This window comes from Vibrio sp. 378 (genome assembly GCF_033339435.1).
In genome coordinates, this window is sequence record NZ_JAWOUO010000016.1 from 1 (window position 1) to 23,074 (window position 23,074).

A 23,074-nucleotide genomic window follows, 5' to 3' on the forward strand; every position below is an offset into this window, starting at 1 on the left:
TCAGCGAGGTGGCATTATAGAGATTGCGATCACATTGGCAAGCCCTTTTTCTCGTTTTTTTTGATTTTTTTATCGTTTGGGTGTTTTTTATTCTAAAAGGCGAGTTTTCACTACTATTCTACCTCCATATACCCTGTAATCGCCCTGAATAAGGAAAAAAGATGAGCTCAATGAGAAGCTACAAAGGTATAAAGCCTGAACTTGGTGAGCGTGTTTACGTTGACCCAACCTCTGTTTTAGTCGGTGATATCCGAATTGGCGATGATTCTAGCATTTGGCCATTGGTAGCAGCGCGAGGCGATGTAAACCACATTCACATTGGTGATCGAACGAATATTCAAGATGGCAGTGTTTTGCATGTCACCCATAAGAACGCCGAAAACCCAAACGGCTACCCATTGATTATTGGTAATGACGTTACGATTGGCCACAAAGTGATGCTGCACGGTTGTGAGATCCACGATCGTGTTTTGGTTGGTATGGGAGCTATTGTTTTAGATGCTGTTGTAATTGAGTCAGAGGTGATGATCGGAGCAGGCAGTTTAGTGCCACCTGGGAAAGTATTAGAAAGTGGCTACTTATATGTTGGAAGCCCAGTAAAACAAGCTCGCCCTCTATCAGAAAAAGAACGAGCTTTCTTGCAAAAGTCTGCCAACAACTATGTGCAGAACAAAAACGACTACTTAAATGAAGTAAAAGACTTGAACTAAAACCCTGTTAACCGATGATGATATGGCCTTCTTCGTTGAAGGCTTCATCTTCTATTAGCTCTTCAGCCATTTCTTCTAGGTCAAATCGGTAATCAGTAAACACTTTAATTGCCGCTTGCTCAGTTTCAATCAGTGAACCACTGAGCTTTTCTAACTTTTGTTTCGTCACAAAGCACTCTATTAGTGCGCCTGATTGTTGCGCCGAAAAGTTTACCGATTGTGATACTTCATCCCATGATTGAATATCTGGGAATAAGATGGATTGATTCATCGCTTATTGACCTTCAAGGTTCTTTCTTAGTTCTCTGAGAATTTGTTTGGCACCAGGACGTAAGCCACGCCAGAGCATAAAGCTTTCCGCAGCCTGCCCAACTAACATTCCAAGACCGTCATACGCATGAGCGGCACCATTCTCTTTTGCCCATAAGTTAAAGCTCGTCACCCCTTTGCCATAAATCATGTCATAGCTTGTACTGTTAGCGGCAAAGATGGAGGATGAAATAGTCGGCAGTTCACCACTAAGAGAAGCGGATGTGGAGTTAATGATGACATCATACTCTTCATCAATACTTGCTATCTCTTTGGCGAGGATAGGACCGTGAGAGACAAACAGCTCTGCAAGCTCCTGTGCTTTACTAAAGGTACGGTTGGTAATGGTTAAAGAGGTCGGCTTTTGATCAAGTAGTGGCTTAATAACACCACGAGCTGCACCACCAGCGCCAATAATTAGGATTCGCGCGCCTTCCAATACAACCTGATGCTGAAGCAGATCTTGCACTAAACCTGCACCATCAGTGTTGTCACCGATGATTTCACCATCGTCTAACTTCTTGAGGGTATTTACCGCGCCTGCTAACTGAGCCCGTTCTGTCAATCGACTAGCAAATTGATAAGCATCTTCTTTAAATGGCATAGTGATGTTGCACCCCTTGCCACCTTCAGCAAAAAACACCTTCGCCGCGTCAATAAAACCATCAACAGGTGCACTTTCTGCGGTGTACACCAAAGATTGATTAGTTTGACGAGCAAACAAGGTGTGAATGAATGGCGACTTACTGTGTCCGATAGGATTACCAAACACGGCATAGCGATCGATTTGCTGGGTCATTTCCTTACCTTTGTTCCTTACTTAGATATAGAGAAAACAGGGCCACCTGATTACAGATGACCCTATCACTATCTATCTATATAGAAAAGGAGATTCCGTGCTTACCACTCTCGGGGCGTTAGGTATCGCTCGTAAAGTTCAGCTTCTGGCGATCCCGCTTCTGGCTCGTAGCAGTACTCCCAGCGAGCGAGCGGCGGCATTGACATCAGAATCGACTCAGTACGCCCACCACTTTGTAAACCAAATAAGGTACCACGGTCATACACTAAGTTGAACTCTACGTAACGGCCGCGACGATATAGTTGGAATTCACGCTCACGCTCACCATACTCGATCTCTTTACGACGAGAAACGATCGGCAAGTAAGCCTGGCAATAGCCTTCACCGACTGCTTTGATGTAAGCAAAACACTTATCAAATTCCCACTGGTTTAGATCATCAAAGAACAAACCGCCAACACCGCGAGTTTCATTACGATGTGGTAGGAAGAAGTATTTGTCACACCATGCTTTATGCTCTTGGTAAACATCGTCACCAAATGGCGCACAAAGCAGTTTTGCAGTGTCGTGCCATGATTGGCAATCTTCTTCAAATGGATAGAACGGCGTTAGGTCAAAACCACCACCAAACCACCAAATTGGGTCTTCGCCATCTTTTTCTGCAATAAAGAAGCGGACATTGGCGTGTGAAGTCGGTACATAAGGGTTTTTAGGGTGAATAACCAAAGAAACACCCATCGCTTCAAAACGACGACCCGCTAGCTCTGGACGATGCGCTGTCGCAGATGCTGGCATTTCTTTCCCTTCCACATGCGAGAAGTTCACGCCTCCCTGCTCGAAAACAAGGCCATCACGCATAACACGTGAGCGCCCACCGCCACCAAGACGTTCGCCCGGTTCACGATGCCATGCATCCTCGACAAAGACGGCCTTTCCATCTTCTTGTTCTAACTGCTGACAAATGGAGTCCTGAAGTGACATCAAGAACTGCTTTACGGCGTGCTTATCGATCGCTGACATACGTTATTACCTATTACGTGAAACCTAATGATGGCTGGCTAGCAGGGTTAACCCTGTCTTAATATTTGTGAAGTTTTGGCGTCACGAATCTCGCTGGGTTTATCACGACCGCTGGTCTCGCCACGAAGAATGGCGACCAGCTTATCACCCAACTGCTCTTCGACTTCTTCCGTGGTCATACACGGTGGTAAGCCGGAAAGATTCGCGCTGGTAGAGGTTAACGGCTTTCCGAATGCATTACACATTTTTTGCACCAAAGGATGATCAGTCACACGAACCGCAATTGAATCAAACTGCCCTGAAACCCAGTTGGATACTTTATCGCTCGCTGGCATGATCCAAGTGTATGGGCCTGGCCAAGTGGCATGAACAGTCTGTAATTGTTCTTCAGTCAACTGAGATTCATCAATATAAGGCAAGAGCTGATCATAACTTGCCGCGATGAGAATCAGCCCTTTTTCTACCGGACGCTGCTTGAGCTCTAATAGCTTTTGAATTGCTTCTGGGTTATCTGGATCACATCCGACACCAAAAACCCCTTCTGTTGGATAGGCAATCACTTCGCCTTGCTTGAGTGCGTCGAGCACTTGTTCAAAGTTATCCACCGATTACTTCCTATTTGTTTGACTGTGTTGTTTTCACTAAGTGTACAAATATTCATTCTCAGACACTAAAGCAATTTTTTTATAAAATGTATCAATAGCGCCAACAACAAGACGCAAACGTTTGCTTGAGATAAAAATCCCCGTATAATGCGCACAAATTTATAGCTCACCTAATTTTTGCAGCTTAAAGGAGTTTGAGATGAAAGTCGGTATCATCATGGGTTCTAAATCCGATTGGCCAACCATGAAACTAGCAGCGGACATGCTAGACCAATTTGGCGTGCCTTACGAAACAAAAGTCGTGTCAGCACACCGAACTCCTCAATTACTGGCTGACTACGCCAGTGGCGCAAAAGAACGCGGCATCAAAGTTATCATCGCAGGCGCAGGTGGTGCAGCCCACCTACCAGGTATGGCGGCGGCGTTTACTAGTTTGCCAGTGCTTGGGGTTCCCGTTCAGTCTCGTGCACTGAAAGGTATGGATTCACTGCTTTCTATTGTACAGATGCCAAAGGGAATTGCGGTTGGTACATTGGCGATTGGCGAAGCGGGCGCAGCAAACGCCGGTATCCTAGCAGCGCAAATCCTAGGCACTCATGATGAAAACATCATGGCGAAGGTAGAAGCATTCCGTAATGAGCAAACGGAAACAGTTCTCGCAAATCCAAACCCTGCAGAGGATTAATCAGATGCATGTACTGGTTCTTGGTGCGGGTCAGTTGGCTCGTATGATGTCTCTGGCTGGTGCGCCACTGAATATTCAAATTTCAGCTTACGATGTCACCAACGGTGATGTCGTTCACCCTTTAACTCAACAGGTACTTGGCCATGGTTTGGAAAATGCGATTACGCAAGTTGATGTGATTACTGCCGAGTTCGAGCATATTCCACATGACGTGCTCAAGGTTTGCGAAGCGAGCGGCAAGTTCCTACCAAGTACGCAAGCCATCAAAGCAGGTGGTGATCGCCGTATTGAAAAAGCACTGCTTGATGATGCCGGCGTGCGCAACGCGAAATACTACGTCATTGAAACTCGTGAAGACTTTGACCGCGCAATTGAACACGTTGGTATGCCAATGGTTCTGAAAAGTGCATTAGGTGGTTACGATGGTAAAGGCCAATGGCGCTTAAAAGAAGCTTCTCAAGTCGACGACATTTGGACTGAGATGGCAGAGTGCATCGCGGCAACACCAACTCAAGCGATTGTTGCTGAAGAGTTTGTTCCTTTTAACCGCGAAGTATCACTGGTTGGTGCTCGAAGCAAAGATGGCAGTGTGGAAGTGTACCCTCTGGCAGAGAATGTTCACACCAACGGTGTATTGAGTCTTTCTACTGCGATTGATGCGCCAGGGTTACAGGAACAAGCAAAGCAAATGTTCACGGCAGTCGCAGATAGCCTAGATTACGTTGGCGTATTAGCGCTTGAGTTCTTTGATGTCGATGGGGCACTTTTAGTGAATGAGATTGCTCCACGCGTGCACAACTCTGGTCACTGGACACAGCAAGGTGCAGAAACGTGTCAGTTTGAAAACCATCTGCGCGCAGTGTGCGGCTTACCATTAGGTAGTACGAAATTGGTTCGTGAAACCTCAATGATCAATATTCTTGGTGAAGACACACTACCAGATGCATTGTTATCAATGGATGGTTGCCACCTTCATTGGTATGGCAAAGAGAAACGTGCAGGTCGCAAGATGGGACACATCAACGTGTGTGGCGACTACCCAGGAGAATTGCACCGTAGGTTGTGCGCCCTGGCAGACATCTTAGACCCAATAGCTTTCCCAGCCGTGCAAGCGTTCGCTAAACAGCCTCAACACTAACGTTTGGCAGCAAAAAAACAAAAAAGGGTCGCACGATGCGACCCTTTTTAATTCCTTTGATGTATTTACCCTTGCTGGGTGTGCTGACACTTACGATTAGCACATTGCAATTTCACACCACTGGCAAGTTTCTTCTCCACCAACAGAGTAAAACCACACTCTTCGCATCGCCCCTTGACCGGAGCAAGGTTCACAGCAAATTTGCATTTAGGGTAGTTATCACACGCGTAGAAGGTTTTGCCAAATCGGGTTTTACGCTCAACCAAATGTCCTTTGCCACATTCAGGGCAAGCGTGTTGCTCTTGTGACTGCGCCTCTGGCTCTGGTTGATTAATCGACTCAATATGATGACAAGCCGGGTAGTTACTACAACCGACAAACATGCCGTAGCGCCCTTGGCGGAGTACCAACTCATTGCCACACTCAGGACAAGGCACACCCAACTCTTTCACGATGTGCCCATCATTGCTGTGTAGCGGTTTAATGTAATCACAGCTTGGGTAATGGTTACAGCCGAGAAATGGGCCATGTTTTCCGTGCTTGAGAGTCAGCTCACCACCACATTTTGGACACGGCTCGTGCTCCAAAGCGTGTTCATGGGCAGAGAAAAGGGTGTTGTCGATTTTACTACTCATACTTACCGTTTCGTGAAAAACACACAAAAAGACAAGCTCGCGTTTATTCTAGTTAAACTCGAACTTGCCCAGATGGTTAGTGAAGAATCCCTTGTTCCTTGGTGTACAACAGCTCTTCCATTAGCGTGTAAGCGTTTTCGTTGCCAGGCACATTAAACAGCACCATCAGAATGATCCATTTGAGGTCTTCAAGCTCAAACTCACTCGTTTCTAATCCCATCACTCGGTCAATCACCATTTCGCGAGTTTCTGTGGTTAACACATTGATTTGCTCAAGAAACAATAGAAATCCTCGGCATTCCAAATCTAAACGCTGCATCTCTTTCGCTGTGTAGATACGAGTTGATGACGAAGCCATGCAAGTCGAGATTGCAGAAGAGGTGTCACTTTGCTGCAATGCGGCAAGCTCTTCTAACCAGACAAGGGCTTTGTAGATATCTTTTTGTTGGAAGCCTGCACGAAGCAACTCTTCTTCCAACTCGTCTTGTTCGACCTGTAACTCTGCATCGCTATGGATGTAGGTTTCGAATAGATACATCAGTATATCCATCATCATAGCTAGCCCCTCCCCTTTCGAATATAGCCACCTGAAACCGCAACGACATGCCCAGAGAGTTCTAACTCTAAGAGCTGCATCATGACTTCTTGGACAGGTATATTGGTCCTGTTTGCAAGAATATCAACCGGTGTAGCTTCACTTCCTACGTTAGCTAACAGCTGAGGAAATGGCAATTCTTCTTCATCATTTAACGTAGAAAATAAATCGGTACTCTGATTAATAGACCAATCAAGCAAGGACTGTATTTCATCTAAGACATCTTTCGTCTTTTCTACGAGGCAAGCGCCATGACGTATCAACTGGTTTCCACCGCAGGCATTGGGGGCATTGATTGACGCTGGCAGCGCAAATACTTCTCGACCTTGCTCAAGCGCGTAACGAGCTGTAATTAACGAGCCGCTCTTTTTCGCCGCCTCGACGACCAGTACACCAAGCGATAATCCACTAATAATACGATTACGACGCGGGAAGTTTTCTGGGCGCGGCTTGGCATTAGGCCGAAACTCAGACACCAAAGCCCCATGTTCAATAACACGTTGCGCTAAACCACGATGACGTGCCGGATAAATATTTTCTAAGCCAGATCCTAGCACCGCAATCGTCTTACCACCCGCTTGCAACGCACCATCATGCGCATGACCATCAATGCCTAAAGCGAGACCACTGGTGACAATAAAATCGTGCTGAACAAACTCTGCAGCAAACTGACGTGCATGCTGTAATCCATCAATACTCGCATTTCGACTTCCAACCATCGCGATTTGTGGCTGAGAAAGACAAGTAGGGTTTCCTTGAACAAAAAGTAGAGGTGGCGGTGCAACGATTTGTTTGAGCTGAGGTGGATAACACGGGTCAGTCAGTGTCAGGATATGATGATTTGTAGAAGCCTCAAGCCAGCTTAAACAAGCATCGACTTCTTTATCTGTTGAAGCCCAAGCTTGAATTTGCTTAGTTGTTAACCCAAGTTGTTGTAGCTGTTCAGGAGAGAAGTTTACGATGTTACGTGGCGTGTCTCTTGCCAGTAGCTTATTCATTTTGACGCCGCCAATGCCTGGCAAACAACTCAGTTTTAACCAGGCAGCGAGATCATCGTTATTTCGTCGATTCATCGATGGTTAATTCGTCCGCCAACGGTGACACCACCGAAATATCTTGGTTAATGGGTTTCGTACTGTTAGTGATCAGTGCCAAGCTAAAGTACTCATAAGGACGAATGACCAGCAACTCACCAACTTTGCTTTGAGGCAAAGTAATTTTCTTATCAAGCACGCCAAACTCTTTCTTGAACTCATCGCCGTCTTTGTAAACTGGGTGCGCGTCTTCTTTTAAATCAAACACACTGCCTTGCTTGAGATTGTCTGACGTGCCTTTATCAATCACCACGACTTGGTTAGTTGAACTAAAGCGAATACCTTCGATATTACCTAGCAACTTTGCAGAACTGCCTTGTGGCGACGGCAGCGGATAGAACGTAGTCGTGAAGTCAGTATTCTCAACCGATTGATTTGGCAACGCGATATCGTTACGTAGGATTTCTTGCATTTGCGATGTAAGCTTCAAACCTGAATAATCACTCGAAGCTTCAACGAGCTCGCCTTTGGCAATCAAACGCAGCGCGGTAATCTCTTCGGACACATCGTCACGCGAAAAGGTAGCTACTGGTCGGTAAATAGCCCAACCTGTCGCGGTCTGATTGCCATTGATATACAGCACATCTTCTGCAGTCAGATACTTACTGCCTTTGCTGCTACCCATCACTTTTGCTGCTCTGTTCAACGAATCTTTATCTAGCAACCGATCCGATTTAAGGTAAGGCATCACCAAACCTTCCGCGACCGTTGGTACGGCTTTCTTTTCTGTGATGCGAGCTTTCGGGCTCAGCTTCTTAACCGGTTTTAGGCTCAACACGGGCTGACCGTTAATCCACACCAAAGACAGCTTGTCACCGGGATAAATTAAATGAGGGTTATCGATTTCCGGGTTTACTTGCCATAAACGAGGCCACAACCACGGGCTATCTAAGTACATGGCCGAAATATCCCATAGCGTATCGCCCTTCACAACTACATATGTTTGTGGCGCATCATCTTTAACAGTCAGTGGGTTCGCATCCACATTTGCTACAGCGTTGAAAGAGAAAAGTAACGGCAACGTAACACTGGCAACGTTGCGGAAAATTCGATTCATGACCCTCGTCCTTGGTCTATTAAGCAGGAACCAGAATGGAAATTGGTGCAAGGATGCTGTCATTTAGGCTATAAAATGTCTAGAATTGAGCCAACAAGGTTTGTGCTGTTTCGGCACAGTTCAATATTTCGAGTGAATATGTCTGTATTACAAGTATTAACATTCCCGGATGATCGCCTGCGCACAGTCGCAAAGCCTGTTGAAGCGGTGACACCTGAGATTCAAAAAATCGTCGATGACATGATTGAAACCATGTACGACGAAGAAGGTATTGGCCTTGCTGCAACGCAGGTTGATATCCACAAACGTATCGTAGTGATTGATATTTCAGAAACTCGCGATGAGCCGATGGTGCTAATCAACCCTGAGATTCTGGAAAAGCGTGGCGAAGATGGCATCGAAGAAGGCTGTCTGTCGGTACCAGGTGCGCGCGCACTTGTGCCTCGCGCTGCAGAAGTTACCGTTAAAGCACTGGATCGTGATGGCAAAGAGTTCACCTTTGAAGCCGACGACCTGCTAGCGATTTGTGTTCAACACGAGCTTGATCACCTACAAGGTAAGCTGTTCGTGGATTACCTATCACCACTGAAACGCAAACGCATTCAGGACAAGCTAGCGAAAATCAAACGCTTTAACGAGAAGCAGCAAAACGCTTAATCTCGAACCATACCAATTAGAAGGAAGTCTACCTTGAGTCAGTCTTTACGAATTGTCTTTGCAGGTACTCCGGATTTCGCCGCCCGTCACTTGGCGGCGTTGTTGTCTTCGGAGCATGAAGTCATCGCGGTTTACACAAACCCAGATCGTCCAGCGGGTCGTGGCAAAAAATTGGCTGCGCCACCGGTAAAACAACTGGCGCTAGAACACAATATCCCGGTTTACCAACCTGAAAGCTTTAAGTCCGACGAAGCGAAACAAGAACTTGCCGATCTGAACGCCGACCTCATGGTTGTCGTGGCGTACGGTATGCTGCTGCCACAAGCGGTTCTTGATACCCCTAAACTGGGTTGTATCAACGTACATGGTTCTATCCTACCTCGTTGGCGTGGTGCGGCTCCAATCCAACGCTCTATTTGGGCGGGCGATGCAGAAACTGGCGTGACCATCATGCAGATGGACATCGGTCTCGACACTGGTGATATGCTGAAGATTGCAACTCTGCCAATCGAAGCGACAGATACCAGCGCTTCAATGTACGAAAAATTGGCTGAGCTTGGTCCAGAAGCCCTGATTGACTGCCTAGCAGACATTGCTGCGGGTAAAGCAGTGCCAGTGAAGCAAGACGATGAGCTAGCGAACTATGCGAAAAAACTCAGCAAAGAAGAAGCACGCATCAACTGGAACGACGATGCGGCGCACATTGAGCGCTGCGTTCGTGCATTTAACCCATGGCCAATGAGCCACTTTGAGGCGGCAGAAAACAGCATCAAAGTATGGCAAAGCCGTGTGGCAGAGCAAACCAGTGACAAGCCAGCCGGCACCATCGTGCAAGCAGATAAAACCGGTATTTATGTTGCGACAGGCGACGGCGTACTGGTGCTAGAGCAACTGCAAGTTCCTGGCAAAAAAGCCATGTCAGTTCAGGATATTCTGAATTCGCGTGCTGCTTGGTTTGAAGTTGGCACTCTGCTGGTTTAAGCCATACTAGGGGTTATTATCCCCAATTATACGAACTTTTAGAGGGCAGAGATGCCCTCCTTTACTTTAAGGTACTCATCATGAATGTTCGCGCTGCGGCTGCTAACGTCCTGTATCTTGTCGTCGACAAGGGCCACTCACTTTCAAGCGCTCTTCCAGCGGCTCAGCAAACGGTACGACCTCGTGACCATGCTCTGCTACAAGAGATCTGTTACGGTGCGCTACGTTACCTACCTCGCCTAGAAATGATCGCAAACCAGTTGATGGATAAGCCCCTCAAAGGCAAACAACGTGTATTCCATCACCTAATTCTGGTTGGTATTTACCAACTGAGCTTCATGCGTATTCCTGCGCACGCAGCAGTTGGTGAAACGGTTGAAGGCACTAAAGAGCTGAAAGGTCCTCGTCTGCGTGGTTTGATTAACGCTGTATTGCGTAACTACCAACGCAACCAAGAAGAACTCGACCGAATGGCCGTCAGCAACAACGCTGGCAAGTACGGTCACCCAAGCTGGTTACTAAAACTGCTGCAAGAGGCCTACCCACAGCAATGGGAAAGCATTGTTGAAGCGAACAACCAAAAAGCACCAATGTGGCTGCGTGTGAACCATCAACACCACACTCGTGATGAATACCTTGCGCTGCTCAAAAATGAAAACATTGATAGCACGCCACACACAGAAGCAATGGACGCCATAAAATTGGCCGCACCATGTGATGTGATGAAGCTACCTGGTTTTGAAAAAGGTTGGGTTTCGGTCCAAGATGCGGCGGCGCAGCTTTCGATCAACTACCTAAAACCACAAGACGGCGAACTGATTTTAGATTGCTGTGCAGCGCCAGGTGGCAAGACGGCGCACATTCTAGAGCGCACGTCGGGCAGTGAAGTGGTCGCGATTGACTGCGACGACACACGCTTGAAACGTGTGCATGAAAACCTGAAGCGTCTCAACCTTCAGGCAAAAGTGGTTTGCGGTGATGCGCGTAATCCACAAGAATGGTGGCAAGGCGAGCAATTTGATCGCATTTTGCTGGATGCCCCATGTTCTGCGACTGGCGTGATTCGTCGTCACCCAGACATCAAATGGCTACGTCGTGCAGACGACATCGCCGCATTAGCAGAGCTACAAAGTGAAATTTTTGATGCCATGTGGACGCAACTGAAGCCCGGCGGCACCATGGTTTACGCGACTTGTTCAATCACACCGCAAGAAAACGTGGAGCAAGTAAAAGCGTTTTTAGCACGTACCGCGGATGCGCAACTGCTGGATTCTGATCCCGACCAGCCTGGTCGTCAAATTCTACCAGGCGAAGAAGATATGGATGGTTTCTACTACGCAGTGCTAACTAAAACACACGCGTAACAGCATGCTAAATAGGGCGATTGGAGTGATTTCAATCGCCTTTTTCAGATACGAGAAAAGAGTATGAAGATCATTATTCTTGGTGCAGGTCAGGTTGGCGGCACACTGGCAGAAAACCTAGTGGGTGAAAACAACGACATCACCATCGTCGACAATAATGCCGACCGACTGCGTGAATTGCAGGACAAATACGACCTACGTGTGGTCAATGGCCATGCGAGCCATCCAGACGTGCTACACGAAGCTGGCGCGCAAGACGCCGATATGCTCGTCGCAGTAACCAACACTGATGAAACCAACATGGCCGCCTGTCAGGTCGCGTTCACTCTATTCAATACCCCAAACCGCGTTGCGCGTATTCGCTCTCCAGAATACTTGGCAGAAAAAGAAGCCCTGTTTAAATCTGGCGCTATTCCTGTTGATCACCTTATCGCACCAGAAGAACTCGTTACGAGCTACATCGAACGTCTGATCCAATACCCAGGCGCGCTGCAAGTGGTGAGCTTTGCTGAACAGAAAGTCAGCCTAGTGGCGGTGAAAGCCTACTATGGTGGCCCGTTGGTGGGTAATGCGCTATCTGCTTTGCGTGAGCACATGCCGCACATTGATACCCGTGTGGCAGCTATTTTCCGCCAGGGTCGCCCGATTCGCCCACAAGGCACCACGATTATTGAAGCCGACGATGAAGTGTTCTTCGTTGCAGCAAGTAATCATATTCGCTCAGTGATGAGTGAGCTTCAGCGTCTAGAAAAACCGTACCGCCGCATCATGATTGTTGGCGGGGGTAACATCGGCGCAAGCTTGGCAAAACGCCTAGAGCAAACTTACAGCGTGAAACTGATTGAGCGTAACTACCAGCGTGCAGAAAAGCTCTCTGAGCAACTAGAAAATACCATCGTGTTCTGCGGTGATGCGGCAGACCAAGAGCTTCTCTCGGAAGAGAACATCGACCAAGTCGACGTCTTCATCGCGCTGACCAACGAAGATGAAACCAACATCATGTCTGCAATGTTGGCAAAACGCATGGGCGCTAAAAAAGTGATGGTGCTGATCCAACGTGGCGCTTATGTAGACCTGGTACAAGGCGGCGTAATTGATGTAGCAATCTCACCTCAGCAAGCCACTATTTCAGCCTTGCTAACGCACGTTCGTCGCGCTGATATCGTAAACGTGTCCTCACTTCGCCGCGGCGCTGCGGAAGCGATTGAAGCCGTCGCTCACGGTGATGAAAGTACATCTAAAGTGGTTGGACGTGCGATTGGAGATATAAAACTTCCACCTGGGACCACCATTGGTGCTATCGTTCGTGGCGAAGAAGTTCTTATTGCCCACGACCGTACGGTCATCGAGCAGGATGACCATGTGGTGATGTTCCTGGTCAACAAAAAATACGTATCAGACGTCGAAGCGCTATTCCAGCCGAGTCCATTCTTCCTCTAGGATTTTCCTATGGTCAACTTACGTCCCGTACTGTTTGTTATCGGGCTAGTTTTATCCAAACTGGCCCTGTTTATGTACGTGCCGACTTTGGTCGCTTTCTTTACCGGTACGGGGGGATTCCTCGATTTCGCCCAAGCCGTTGTGATCACGCACCTTGCCGCCTTCATCTGCCTAACGATAGGTCGAACCGCCAAGTTCAAGCTCAGCGTACGCGATATGTTCCTCATCACCAGTTTGGTTTGGACCATCGCGAGTGCGTTTGCCGCCTTGCCATTTGTGTTTATCAACCACATCAGCTTCACCGACGCCTACTTCGAAACGATGTCGGGTATCACCACGACGGGCTCAACGGTGCTCAGTGGCCTAGACAACATGGCGCCGAGCATATTGCTGTGGCGCTCTATTTTACAATGGCTTGGTGGCATTGGTTTTATCGTGATGGCGGTAGCAGTGTTACCTATGCTGAATGTCGGTGGTATGAAGCTATTCCAAACCGAATCATCAGATTGGTCGGATAAAAGTAGTCCAAGAGCGAAAACGGTCGCCAAAAACATCGTAGCGGTATATTTAATGCTAACGGGCCTATGTATTTTGGGCTACTTGATCACCGGCATGAACCTGTTCGAAGCAATCAACCATGCCTTTACTACGCTATCGACGGGTGGATACTCTACATCTGATGGGTCAATGAACCACTTCTCTAATGGCGCACATTGGGTGGCCACTACCTTTATGTTCTTAGGTGGTTTGCCGTTTTTGCTCTTTATCGCCGCGTTACGTAAACGCCGTATTGATGTGTTGGTTAACGACGCTCAAGTTAGAGGATTTGCGTACCTGTTCGTGTTCTCAAGCTTAGTGATTTCAGCCTGGTTAGTGATTCGAGATGGATACACCATTCTGGATGCGCTGCGAGTGTCGATGTTTAATATCGTCTCTGTCGTCACCACAACCGGCTTTGGCTTAGAGGACTTCACCGCGTGGGGCGCATTACCCACCACTCTTTTCGCATTCTTAATGATGGCGGGAGCATGCTCAGGATCAACGTCAGGCGGGATCAAAATCTTCCGCTTCCAAATTGCAATGACGCTGCTAAACAAACAAATGATGAAGTTGATTCACCCTTCAGGAGTGTTTGTACAGCGTTATAACCAGCGACCGGTGAATGATGATATTGTTCGCTCAGTGGTGGCATTTGGCTTGATGTTTTTTATCACCATTATCTTTATCGCGGGTTGTTTAAGTGCTCTTGGCCTCGACCCTGTGACCAGTATTTCTGGCTCAATCACCGCCGTTGCCAATGTTGGCCCTGGTATGGGCAGTGTGATTGGCCCGACAGGCAACTTCGCGCCTCTGCCCGATACTGCCAAATGGCTCTTAAGCTTTGGGATGTTAATGGGCCGCTTGGAAATTCTGACTATTCTTGTACTGTTCTTTCCTGCGTTTTGGCGCCGCTAAGCAGACTCTAATTAAAAGGTATAACAATGAAAACATGGATTACTCTGGCGACCCTACTTGCCGCCTCATCCACATACGCCGCCGAGGTCATCACTTTAGCCGATGGTCGAGAAGTGAAGTTGAACGATGACTTTACCTGGGAGTACGTCATGAAAAAACCGGCGCAGCAAGCGACGGAGACACAAACAACAGCAAGCGTAGTTGAAACAATCGCAGCTCCTGCGATTGCGACAATTCCTGTGGTAACGAAAACCGTTGGCACGACCGTGGTGGTAAACGCCAAAAAGCCAACCATGCAGCTATCAGATTCAGGTGTGGATATATTGATTGGTTCAGCAAGCTATCAAAGCGGTGAGCTTATTTTACCTACATCAATCACTAACCAAAGCTCTCAATCTGTCATTCAAGTGGAAGTTGAGGTGCAAGTGTTTGATATGTCTGGTCAGCAACTGGCAAAAGAAAACGTGACTGTTTGGCAATCCATCAAGCGCATGGCGGATACCTACCTGCGACCACAGCAAGCGGAACAAGGTAAGAGCATTAAATTGGCTGTACCGCAATCACAGCAATACCAGTTTTCTGCCAAAGTGCTAGAGGTAAAAACTCGCTAATACGTGTTTAATATTCTTTGTTGAGCCTATCGGCTAGATAGGCTCAACAAAGTAATAAATCGCAAAGAAATGGCACACGCAGCCAGCCAAAACAAAGCCGTGCCAGATCGCATGGTTAAAAGGAATGCGCTTCGCAACGTAGAAAATCACCCCCAGTGAATACACAATTCCACCAGCGGCAAGCAGTGTAAGTCCGCCGACATCCAAGTTAATAGCTAATTGATAAATCACAATCAACGATAACCATCCCATCACCAAGTACGTCATCAAAGAAAGCTTTTTAAATCGATAGACGAACGCAACTTTCATGATGATGCCGATCAACGCAATGCTCCAAATAACGATCATCAACCCAAATGCTAGAGGTGTTCTTAAGCTGACTAACAAGAAAGGGGTATAGCTGCCTGCTATCAAAAGATAAATAGCACAGTGGTCGAAGGTTTTTAGCCAACGTTTCGCTTTGGGATGAGGGATCGCATGATAGAGCGTCGAGGCCAAAAATAGCACGATAATACTCGCACCATAAATCGCCATACTGGTAAGCGTTAAAGTGTCAGCTTGATGGTCTATGGCTTTAACTAACAGCAGTATCAAGCCAACAATACCAAAAATCATCCCTATACCGTGGGTGATGGTATTGGCCAGTTCTTCACGTTGACTGTATTGAGGTTTCTGCAGCTCGGACATCAATGCGCCTATACTAGAGTTTGAAATTTGCTCTAGTATGGCACATTAGGCTTACACGTGTAAGCTTAAATTAAGACTCATGAACGGCAGTAGTTTGATCGAGATAATTGAGTACCAGTTCGCCAACTTGATCTGGCTTAGTCGTGGCAGGAATGGTCAGCTCTCGCTTGAGTTTGCCACTACCCAGTAAGCTCGCGAGCATGCCACCTTGCCCCTTGCGTGTGCGGTCAACTTCAAACCACAACTTGAGCTCTTGCTCACTGCGGTGGGCAACAAATTCTAATTCGCGCCACACGCCGTGGTAAGGTCCGTCGGTTGGCACCAGTTCAAACTCTTGCACAAATGGTAGATCGAATCCTTTCACTTCCTCGCATTCCACCTGGCGAATTCGTAAACCTTGCGCTTCAAATGCAGATAGTACCGCATCCATCAGAGGATCAGGTCGGACGGTGAGGATGTCTTTATCAGTCGGATCCAAAGCAGCAGCAACGTCTAAGCCAGTTTCTAACCATACTTTGGCATCACCAATGGTGACAGGCGTGTTCCAAGGCACATCGAGCTTAACATCGAAGGTACGCTCTTCGCCGGAATGGATGGTAAATGCGTAAGGGAGACTCCACTTAGCAAGCACATGAGTTTGAGGTACTCGGCGCATGCTGTGTCCTTCTCGCGCACCACGGTCATCAGGGGCTTCTGCGATGTAGCGGCAACAGAGTTTTAAATCAATGTTGTCGATCGCTTGTTCAGTCGCACCACCATATACATGGATCGACACATCCACACTTTGACCTGGGTATAGCACGTCTTGGTTTAAGATTGAGTCGACCTTCGCGCTCCCAATCCCAAAACTGGCAAGTGTCTTCTTCAAAAATGACATAGGCACCTCCTTCATCGAGATCTCATACTACTACTGCTGATCGTGGGATCAAACAAAAATTGCCTCGAACATCGCGACAAAATGACAAAATCTAAACAATTCAATTGCTCAACTATCGACCAATTATTACAAGGATGCTAATCTTACACTTGATATGCATGCATATCGGTATTCCTGACTCATTAACTGGATTGGCGAGAGCCAGAAGAGTGATTCTTCAATCTTGTTGGAGCCTAGCTCATAATGATTCAGGCCATTACATCGGCAATGGATATGCCTGACAGTTAGGTAAATTAATGCGCCCAACAACAGTCAGGTTCGCACACACTAATACTAGTGCAATGCGCCGCCGCAGTGGCTTTACTACTGCACCAAAGGCAAAGCAAGTTGCGCCAGCAATGACATTGGTTGAGAAGACAGCAATGATGTCGAGTGTTCCGGCCAAAGTTATCAAAGCAGCTTAATCAAAAGCGCGGCGCCAGCTGCGCTTTTTTCTTTGCGCGCTATTCATAAAACTTCAAAGACATAAAACAAACTACAGAGAAAGAGATAGTTTTTCCTATTTGGTCTTCGCAAAGCAATTTGGTACCTTTACTGCTAATTACACCTATAAATTCTGTGGAGAAAGAAATGAAGTGTCATCGCATTGAAGAGCTGCTTGAGCTACTAGAGCCTGAATGGCATAAAGATCAAGAGCTGAACCTCTTGCAGTTCATCGTTAAGCTGGCAAAAGAAGCAGGCTATAAAGGAAAGCTAGAAGATCTGACCGACGATGTACTGATCTACCACCTTAAAATGCGTAATAGCAGCAAAGATGAAATGATCCCTGGACTCAAAAAAGACCAAGAGGACGATTTTAAAACGGCGATCCTACGCGCTCGTGGCATCATCAAATAACCAGCTCAACAGCCAGTATTCTTTAAGCGACTCTCTCTGTGAGTCGCTTTTTTATAACCAAAGTTTTTAGTCCCACAATTGGTTATAACTGTTCAGCCAATTATCAGGTTAACTGTACTGATTTTTGTTGTTAAACATTGACTGCGTTAAAGAAACGGAATTGTTATTGATTGTATAATCGCCGTTCATCAGTATTTACTAAAATAATTATGTTCGGTCATCTTTATGACGGAACGAGCAGCAATGTCATCGAGCGACATCAATAGAAATGACGCCGTACATTATAAAAGCCTAAGAAGGATGAGTGCATGAGTCAGGACAAGATCGATATCAAAGATGTGACTCCTAAAACCTATAATCCCAAAACCCATAAAGGAAACGGGGATCGGTTCAACCCAAGTAATCGCATCTATGTACGCGAAAGCAAAGGGACTTACCAGAAACTGCGTCGTTACGGTGGTTGGTTCTTACTGCTTCTCTTCGCTTTGATACCGTGGATCCCTTACGGTGAACGTCAAGCGATCTTGCTTGATATTGGCAACCAGCAGTTCAACTTTTTCGGTACCACCCTGTACCCACAAGATCTTACCCTACTCGCCTTGCTGTTTGTGATCGCGGCGTTTGGGTTGTTCTTTATTACCACCTTCTTAGGTCGGGTTTGGTGTGGCTATCTCTGCCCACAAACCGTCTGGACCTTCATGTATATCTGGTTTGAAGAGAAGCTCGAAGGTAGTGCCAATAAACGCCGTAAACAAGACTCCAATAAGCTGACGGCGAATTTAGCGATGCGTAAAGCCGTCAAACATATAGCTTGGTTTGCCATTGCACTCGCCACTGGTTTTACTTTTGTTGGCTACTTCGTACCAATGAAGCAATTGGTTATCGACTTTTTCACCTTTAACGCCAACTTCTGGCCCGTCTTTTGGGTAATGTTCTTTGCCATTTGTACTTATGGTAATGCTGGTTGGATGCGTTCCATCATGTGTATTCACATGTGTCCTTACGCGCGCTTCCAGTCTGCCATGTTTGATAAAGACACCTTCATCGTTGGCTACGATGCAAAACGTGGGGAAAAACGTGGCCCACGTCCGCGTAAAGCCGATCCAAAGCAGCTTGGTTTGGGTGATTGTATTGATTGTGATTTGTGTGTGCAGGTGTGCCCAACAGGTATCGATATTCGTGACGGCTTGCAGTATGAATGTATCAACTGTGGCGCCTGTATTGATGCGTGTGACAACACCATGGATCGCATGGGCTACGAGAAAGGCCTAATTAGTTACACCACCGAGCATCGCTTATCGGGTAAGAGTACCAAAGTCATGCGTCCGAAGCTGCTAGGCTATGGTGCCGTACTACTCGTCATGGTCGGTCTTTTCTTTGCCCAAATTGCAGCGGTAGACCCAGCCGGCATGAGTGTTATTCGCGACCGTAACCAACTGTTCCGCGTTAATAGCTCGGGAGAAGTAGAAAACACCTACACCCTCAAGGTGATCAACAAAACTCAGCAAGTGCAAGAGTACTCGTTGGATGTTGAAGGGCTATCCGATGTAAGCTGGTATGGTAAGCAGACAATTCAGGTCCAGCCAGGTGAGGTATTGAACCTGCCAATGAGTCTTGGTGCCGATCCTGACAAGCTAAACTCTGCGATTACGACAATTCAGTTTATACTCACCGATAAGAGCAACGAATTCACCATTGAAGTGGAAAGCCGATTTATCAAGAAGCTATAACTTCGATGACTAATGGAAAAAGGCTCAGTAATGAGCCTTTTTGTTTATATGTCCCAAAGTATGTTTAACTTTGACGCCCTTACCCCAGACTTTATGTGGTACGCGTTAGAAAGCATCGGCGTTCGCGCAGAATCAGGCTTTCTTCCCCTCAATAGCTACGAAAACCGTGTTTATCAATTTACTGACGAAGAGCGTCGTCGTTATGTCGTCAAGTTTTACCGTCCTGAACGTTGGAGCAATGAACAGATCCAAGAGGAGCACGACTTTACTTTAGAGCTGATTGGCAATGAGATCCCCGTCGCACCACCTGTGCGCATCAACGGTGAAACCCTGCATCACTATCAAGGCTATGCTTTTGCGCTGTTTGATAGCGTGGGTGGTCGCCAATACGAGGTTGACAATTTAGATCAGCTCGAAGGTGTAGGGCGTTTCCTTGGCCGAATCCATAAAGTCGGCAGCCGCCAAGCCTTCCAACATCGCCCTACGATCGGCTTACAAGAATACCTGTATCAACCAAGAGAGATTCTGCAAAACGCCAATATGATTCCAATGCACTTGGAGAACAGCTTCTTCAATGACTTGGATATGCTGATCAAATCAATTGAAAGCCACTGGCAAGAAGGCTTCAATATGATTCGTTTGCATGGCGATTGCCACCCAGGCAATATTTTGTGGCGAGATGGCCCTATGTTTGTTGATTTGGATGACGCTCGTAACGGCCCTGCAGTACAAGACTTATGGATGCTACTGAACGGTGAACGCCAAGACAAACTGATGCAGTTGGATATTGTTTTAGAGGCTTACCAAGAGTTTTGCGACTTTAATCCTGCAGAATTGAAACTAATCGAGCCACTTCGCGGTCTACGAATGGTGCACTATATGGCATGGCTAGCAAAACGTTGGCATGACCCTGCATTTCCTCTCGCTTTTCCATGGTTTAATGAGCCAAAATACTGGGAAGGTCAGGTCCTTGCATTTAAAGAGCAGATCGCCGCTTTAGAAGAAGCACCGCTGTCTTTAATGCCTCAATGGTAAGTCAGGCCAAAAATTCAAAAATGGAGATATTTCGATGAAAAAACTGTTCGCACTGTTTTCTATGCTGATGTTAAGCCTGTCGGCACATGCAGCGCAATTCAAAGAAGGTGAACATTACAAAGTATTGGATCTTGAGGCATCAAAAAAACCTCTTGTGACGGAGTTTTTCTCTTTCTACTGCCCGCACTGTAATAGCTTTGAACCAGTTATCCAGCAACTGAAAAAGCAGTTGCCAGAAGGTACTAAGCTATTAAAAAACCACGTTTCTTTCATGGGTGGCAACATGGGCCCATCAATGAGCAAAGCCTACGCAACGATGGTTGCACTAAAAGTGGAAGACAAAATGGTGCCAGTGATGTTTAACCGCATCCACAATCTAAAGAAAGCACCACGTAATGATGAAGAACTTCGTCAAATCTTCCTTGATGAAGCTGTAGACGCGAAAAAATTCGATTCTGCATTCAAAGGCTTCGCGGTTGATTCAATGGTTCGCCGTATGGACAAGCAATTTGAAAACAGCGGTCTAACCGGCGTTCCTGCGGTTATCGTTAACAACAAATACCTAGTTCAAGCACAAAGCATCAAAACGATGGATGAGTACTTCTCTCTGGTGAACTACTTGCTGACACTAAAATAAGCACATCGATATCAATCAAAAGGGGAGCACGTCGCTCCCCTTTTGTTTATTTGTAAATCTCTTGTAGCAACCGATCTTTTTCTTGCCACACATCCCCCAACCATTGCTGAAATTGTCGCTTATAGGGCTTATCGTTGAAGTAATCACCGAGCACTCTTTCATCAACGGGTAACACATTTACACGCACAACCACCTTGCTCATGCGACCCATCAATAAATCCTTGAACGGTTTATGCGTATTTTCTGGGTACGCCAACGTAACGTCGATAATGCTCTCGAACTGTTCCCCCATCGCCGCTAACGTGTACGCAATCCCGCCCGATTTTGGTTGCAGCAAATATTGATAGTTTGCTTTACTCTTACGCTGCTTTTCTTCGGTAAACCGGGTTCCTTCGACATAGTTAACCACTGTGGTTGGAGTGTGTTTGAACTTAGCGCACGAGCGACGTGTCGTTTCTAAATCTTGACCTCGCTTATGAGGGTTGCGGATCAGATACTCTCGCGAATAGCGACGCATAAATGGCATATCGAGCGCCCAACACGCCATCCCGATGAAAGGCACATACAGCAGTTGTTGCTTGAGGAAAAACTTCGGCATGGGAATACGGTCTTTAAACACGCAGCAAAGCACAACAATATCTGTCCAACTGAGATGGTTACTGATCAGCAGATACCACCCGTCTTTTTTAAGCGCTTCACCGCCCTGAACATCCCACTCAACACGGTTAGATACCGCCAGAATGCACGCATTAACGGTAGCCCATAACCACATCACCTTATTGGCACAAGCGGTCGCTAGTGCTTTTAGCTTTACGCCAGGAAGCAATATTTTAAATACAGCGATAACACAAATTGCGAGTGAACAAACCGCAGAATTGAGAATCACAAAAGAAGCGTTAAAAAAAAATAACAAATATGCCAACATGATAGTCAAACAACAGTGATAATGTGTGAAGAATAAAACAGCGTGTAATTATACTGCGCCTTTGCCACATTGGAACATGCGTGGGAATGGTCAGATTTGTTACCGCAACCAATATGTGCACCACTCATTCGACAACAAGGAGATAACGAATGAAACCAAGGCTACTTCTCTTGCCTTTGGCCTTTGTCGTCAGTTCTGCTCAGGCTCAACTCGCTGAAACCGCAGGTTTTGGCGGTGAAATTTCGCTGAATGCCGGATTCATATCATCAGAATCCAATTTCAATACAGAAAATAGTAACACCATCGATTCTCTCGATAAGCGTGCCGATAGTGACAGTTCCGTTATCGCTGCACCGCTAGGGAGTGTGACATACACCTTTGGTAGCCGACTCAACCACCAAGTTTACGCCGGTACCACACGCTCAGATGTCGCGGTAGGTACACTCGCTTTTCAGTTGGGCTATCAACACGAGCTACAATCTGGCACCGTGCTCGATGTTTCCTATCTGCCGACGGTACTCAAAGGCGAAACTTGGCGCAACCCTTATCAAGTAGGAACCGCACGTAAAGAGACGGATGTTGACGGCAATGCGTATCGCTTTCAGATCAAAGGGTTGATTGATAAGAACTTCAACCTTGATCTTGCTTATGCTGATAAAGACATCGAGCAGGAGGAAGTGACAGAGCGCTCACTTGCTCGCGATGCTAACCTTTACTATGTCAAAGGCGACTATCGCATTCCACTCAACCAAACATCTATGTTGCAACCCGCTTTCACCTACATCAATCAAGATGCCGACGGTAAGGCGGAGTCATTTGATTCGTACGGATTTGACATTAGCTGGTTTAAATTTATCAACCGTCATCGATTGGCCCTCACCGCGGGTTATGCATGGAAAGACTATCAAGCAGCTAGCCAAACTTTTGCTAAAACACGAAATGACGACACCATCAGCCTATTTGCGGCCTACGAATATCAAAACGTATTTGACTGGCAAGACTGGTCGTTCATTTCTTTAGCCGGCTATAGCCAAACTGACTCGAATATCACGTTTTATGAGGAGAAAGAGTACCTATTGTCGCTTGGTCTCAACTACACCTTCTAACGTACTTCATCGCAACAAGGTGCTTA

Annotated in this window: 26 protein-coding genes; 15 read left to right on the plus strand and 11 right to left on the minus strand. The window is 46.7% G+C overall.

What is annotated here, in order from left to right; translation table 11 throughout:
* Positions 1-161 precede the first annotated feature (161 nt).
* The gene (locus R7Q48_RS20710) at positions 162-710 is read left to right on the plus strand and encodes a gamma carbonic anhydrase family protein (RefSeq protein WP_005379096.1); all 549 of its coding nucleotides are present in this window, start codon (positions 162-164) and stop codon (positions 708-710) included.
* 7 nt (positions 711-717) lie between these two features.
* Here the strand turns inward: R7Q48_RS20710 and R7Q48_RS20715 are convergent, their stop codons facing one another.
* The 4 genes from R7Q48_RS20715 to R7Q48_RS20730 all read right to left on the minus strand — a co-directional run bounded on the left by R7Q48_RS20715 (position 718) and on the right by R7Q48_RS20730 (position 3,442).
* Positions 718-981 (minus strand): DUF1488 domain-containing protein, encoded by a 264-nt coding sequence (locus R7Q48_RS20715; RefSeq protein ID WP_005379090.1) that lies wholly within the window; start codon positions 979-981, stop codon positions 718-720.
* Between the two features lie 3 nt (positions 982-984).
* Entirely contained in the window at positions 985-1,818 is an 834-nt protein-coding gene (gene aroE / locus R7Q48_RS20720) for a shikimate dehydrogenase (RefSeq protein WP_005379088.1), read from the minus strand.
* Between the two features lie 101 nt (positions 1,819-1,919).
* Positions 1,920-2,837, minus strand: a complete 918-nt coding sequence (hemF, locus tag R7Q48_RS20725) for an oxygen-dependent coproporphyrinogen oxidase (protein ID WP_053350839.1) — start codon at positions 2,835-2,837, stop codon at positions 1,920-1,922.
* A 47-nt stretch (positions 2,838-2,884) separates the two neighbouring features.
* Positions 2,885-3,442, minus strand: coding sequence for an L-threonylcarbamoyladenylate synthase (locus tag R7Q48_RS20730; RefSeq protein WP_256903349.1), 558 nt, complete (start codon positions 3,440-3,442; stop codon positions 2,885-2,887).
* A gap of 199 nt (positions 3,443-3,641) precedes the next feature.
* Between R7Q48_RS20730 and purE the strand changes: the two genes are divergently transcribed.
* Both purE and R7Q48_RS20740 read left to right on the plus strand, forming a co-directional pair.
* Positions 3,642-4,127 (plus strand): 5-(carboxyamino)imidazole ribonucleotide mutase, encoded by a 486-nt coding sequence (gene purE / locus R7Q48_RS20735; RefSeq protein ID WP_005379082.1) that lies wholly within the window; start codon positions 3,642-3,644, stop codon positions 4,125-4,127.
* Positions 4,128-4,131: 4 nt separating this feature from the next.
* Entirely contained in the window at positions 4,132-5,265 is a 1,134-nt protein-coding gene (locus R7Q48_RS20740) for a 5-(carboxyamino)imidazole ribonucleotide synthase (protein ID WP_225474240.1), read from the plus strand.
* A 65-nt stretch (positions 5,266-5,330) separates the two neighbouring features.
* Here the strand turns inward: R7Q48_RS20740 and R7Q48_RS20745 are convergent, their stop codons facing one another.
* The 4 genes from R7Q48_RS20745 to R7Q48_RS20760 form a co-directional block, all read right to left on the minus strand.
* Positions 5,331-5,900, minus strand: coding sequence for a type I DNA topoisomerase (locus tag R7Q48_RS20745; RefSeq protein WP_053350677.1), 570 nt, complete (start codon positions 5,898-5,900; stop codon positions 5,331-5,333).
* A 76-nt stretch (positions 5,901-5,976) separates the two neighbouring features.
* Positions 5,977-6,456 (minus strand): DUF494 family protein, encoded by a 480-nt coding sequence (locus R7Q48_RS20750; RefSeq protein ID WP_005379074.1) that lies wholly within the window; start codon positions 6,454-6,456, stop codon positions 5,977-5,979.
* 2 nt (positions 6,457-6,458) lie between these two features.
* On the minus strand, positions 6,459-7,568 hold the full coding sequence (gene dprA, locus R7Q48_RS20755) for a DNA-processing protein DprA (protein ID WP_213894300.1): 1,110 nt from the start codon (positions 7,566-7,568) through the stop codon (positions 6,459-6,461).
* Positions 7,552-8,646, minus strand: coding sequence for a LysM peptidoglycan-binding domain-containing protein (locus tag R7Q48_RS20760; RefSeq protein WP_017821578.1), 1,095 nt, complete (start codon positions 8,644-8,646; stop codon positions 7,552-7,554). Before R7Q48_RS20760 ends, dprA begins: the two co-directional genes overlap by 17 nt.
* 138 nt (positions 8,647-8,784) lie before the next feature.
* On the opposite strand from R7Q48_RS20760, the gene def reads away from it, so the two are divergent.
* The 6 genes from def (at position 8,785) to R7Q48_RS20790 (ending at position 15,154) form a co-directional block, all read left to right on the plus strand.
* On the plus strand, positions 8,785-9,303 hold the full coding sequence (gene def / locus R7Q48_RS20765; RefSeq protein WP_005379068.1) for a peptide deformylase: 519 nt from the start codon (positions 8,785-8,787) through the stop codon (positions 9,301-9,303).
* Between the two features lie 33 nt (positions 9,304-9,336).
* Entirely contained in the window at positions 9,337-10,284 is a 948-nt protein-coding gene (fmt, locus tag R7Q48_RS20770) for a methionyl-tRNA formyltransferase (RefSeq protein WP_053308102.1), read from the plus strand.
* An 80-nt stretch (positions 10,285-10,364) separates the two neighbouring features.
* A complete protein-coding gene (gene rsmB / locus R7Q48_RS20775) occupies positions 10,365-11,648 on the plus strand; it encodes a 16S rRNA (cytosine(967)-C(5))-methyltransferase RsmB (RefSeq protein ID WP_213894298.1) in 1,284 nt (427 codons plus the stop codon).
* Positions 11,649-11,711: 63 nt separating this feature from the next.
* Complete coding sequence (trkA, locus tag R7Q48_RS20780) at positions 11,712-13,088, plus strand: Trk system potassium transporter TrkA (RefSeq protein ID WP_005379062.1); 1,377 nt, start codon at positions 11,712-11,714, stop codon at positions 13,086-13,088.
* A gap of 9 nt (positions 13,089-13,097) precedes the next feature.
* The gene (locus R7Q48_RS20785; RefSeq protein WP_017821575.1) at positions 13,098-14,543 is read left to right on the plus strand and encodes a TrkH family potassium uptake protein; all 1,446 of its coding nucleotides are present in this window, start codon (positions 13,098-13,100) and stop codon (positions 14,541-14,543) included.
* Between the two features lie 26 nt (positions 14,544-14,569).
* Positions 14,570-15,154 (plus strand): DUF3157 family protein, encoded by a 585-nt coding sequence (locus R7Q48_RS20790; RefSeq protein WP_169629131.1) that lies wholly within the window; start codon positions 14,570-14,572, stop codon positions 15,152-15,154.
* Between the two features lie 33 nt (positions 15,155-15,187).
* On the opposite strand, the gene trhA is transcribed toward R7Q48_RS20790, so the two are convergent.
* Entirely contained in the window at positions 15,188-15,841 is a 654-nt protein-coding gene (gene trhA, locus R7Q48_RS20795) for a PAQR family membrane homeostasis protein TrhA (protein ID WP_005379047.1), read from the minus strand.
* Between the two features lie 70 nt (positions 15,842-15,911).
* A complete protein-coding gene (locus R7Q48_RS20800; RefSeq protein ID WP_005379045.1) occupies positions 15,912-16,718 on the minus strand; it encodes a sporulation protein in 807 nt (268 codons plus the stop codon).
* Between the two features lie 296 nt (positions 16,719-17,014).
* Here R7Q48_RS20800 and R7Q48_RS20805 point away from each other — a divergent pair, with 296 nt between their 5' ends.
* The 5 genes from R7Q48_RS20805 (at position 17,015) to R7Q48_RS20825 (ending at position 21,017) form a co-directional block, all read left to right on the plus strand.
* Positions 17,015-17,182, plus strand: coding sequence for a hypothetical protein (locus R7Q48_RS20805; protein WP_005379043.1), 168 nt, complete (start codon positions 17,015-17,017; stop codon positions 17,180-17,182).
* A 166-nt stretch (positions 17,183-17,348) separates the two neighbouring features.
* Positions 17,349-17,615, plus strand: coding sequence for a YihD family protein (locus tag R7Q48_RS20810; protein WP_005379040.1), 267 nt, complete (start codon positions 17,349-17,351; stop codon positions 17,613-17,615).
* 308 nt (positions 17,616-17,923) lie between these two features.
* Positions 17,924-19,345 (plus strand): cytochrome c oxidase accessory protein CcoG, encoded by a 1,422-nt coding sequence (gene ccoG / locus R7Q48_RS20815; RefSeq protein ID WP_005379038.1) that lies wholly within the window; start codon positions 17,924-17,926, stop codon positions 19,343-19,345.
* 48 nt (positions 19,346-19,393) lie between these two features.
* A complete protein-coding gene (locus R7Q48_RS20820) occupies positions 19,394-20,380 on the plus strand; it encodes a serine/threonine protein kinase (RefSeq protein WP_005379037.1) in 987 nt (328 codons plus the stop codon).
* A 34-nt stretch (positions 20,381-20,414) separates the two neighbouring features.
* Positions 20,415-21,017 carry a thiol:disulfide interchange protein DsbA/DsbL gene (locus R7Q48_RS20825; protein ID WP_256903350.1) on the plus strand — a complete coding sequence of 201 codons (603 nt, stop codon included), beginning with the start codon at positions 20,415-20,417 and terminating at the stop codon, positions 21,015-21,017.
* Between the two features lie 46 nt (positions 21,018-21,063).
* Here R7Q48_RS20825 and R7Q48_RS20830 read toward each other — a convergent pair whose 3' ends face one another.
* Complete coding sequence (locus R7Q48_RS20830) at positions 21,064-21,942, minus strand: acyltransferase (protein WP_064376860.1); 879 nt, start codon at positions 21,940-21,942, stop codon at positions 21,064-21,066.
* A 149-nt stretch (positions 21,943-22,091) separates the two neighbouring features.
* On the opposite strand from R7Q48_RS20830, the gene R7Q48_RS20835 reads away from it, so the two are divergent.
* Positions 22,092-23,048: a DUF2860 domain-containing protein gene (locus R7Q48_RS20835; RefSeq protein ID WP_318132432.1), complete on the plus strand. Its 957-nt coding sequence runs from the start codon at positions 22,092-22,094 to the stop codon at positions 23,046-23,048.
* Positions 23,049-23,074: the final 26 nt, after the last annotated feature.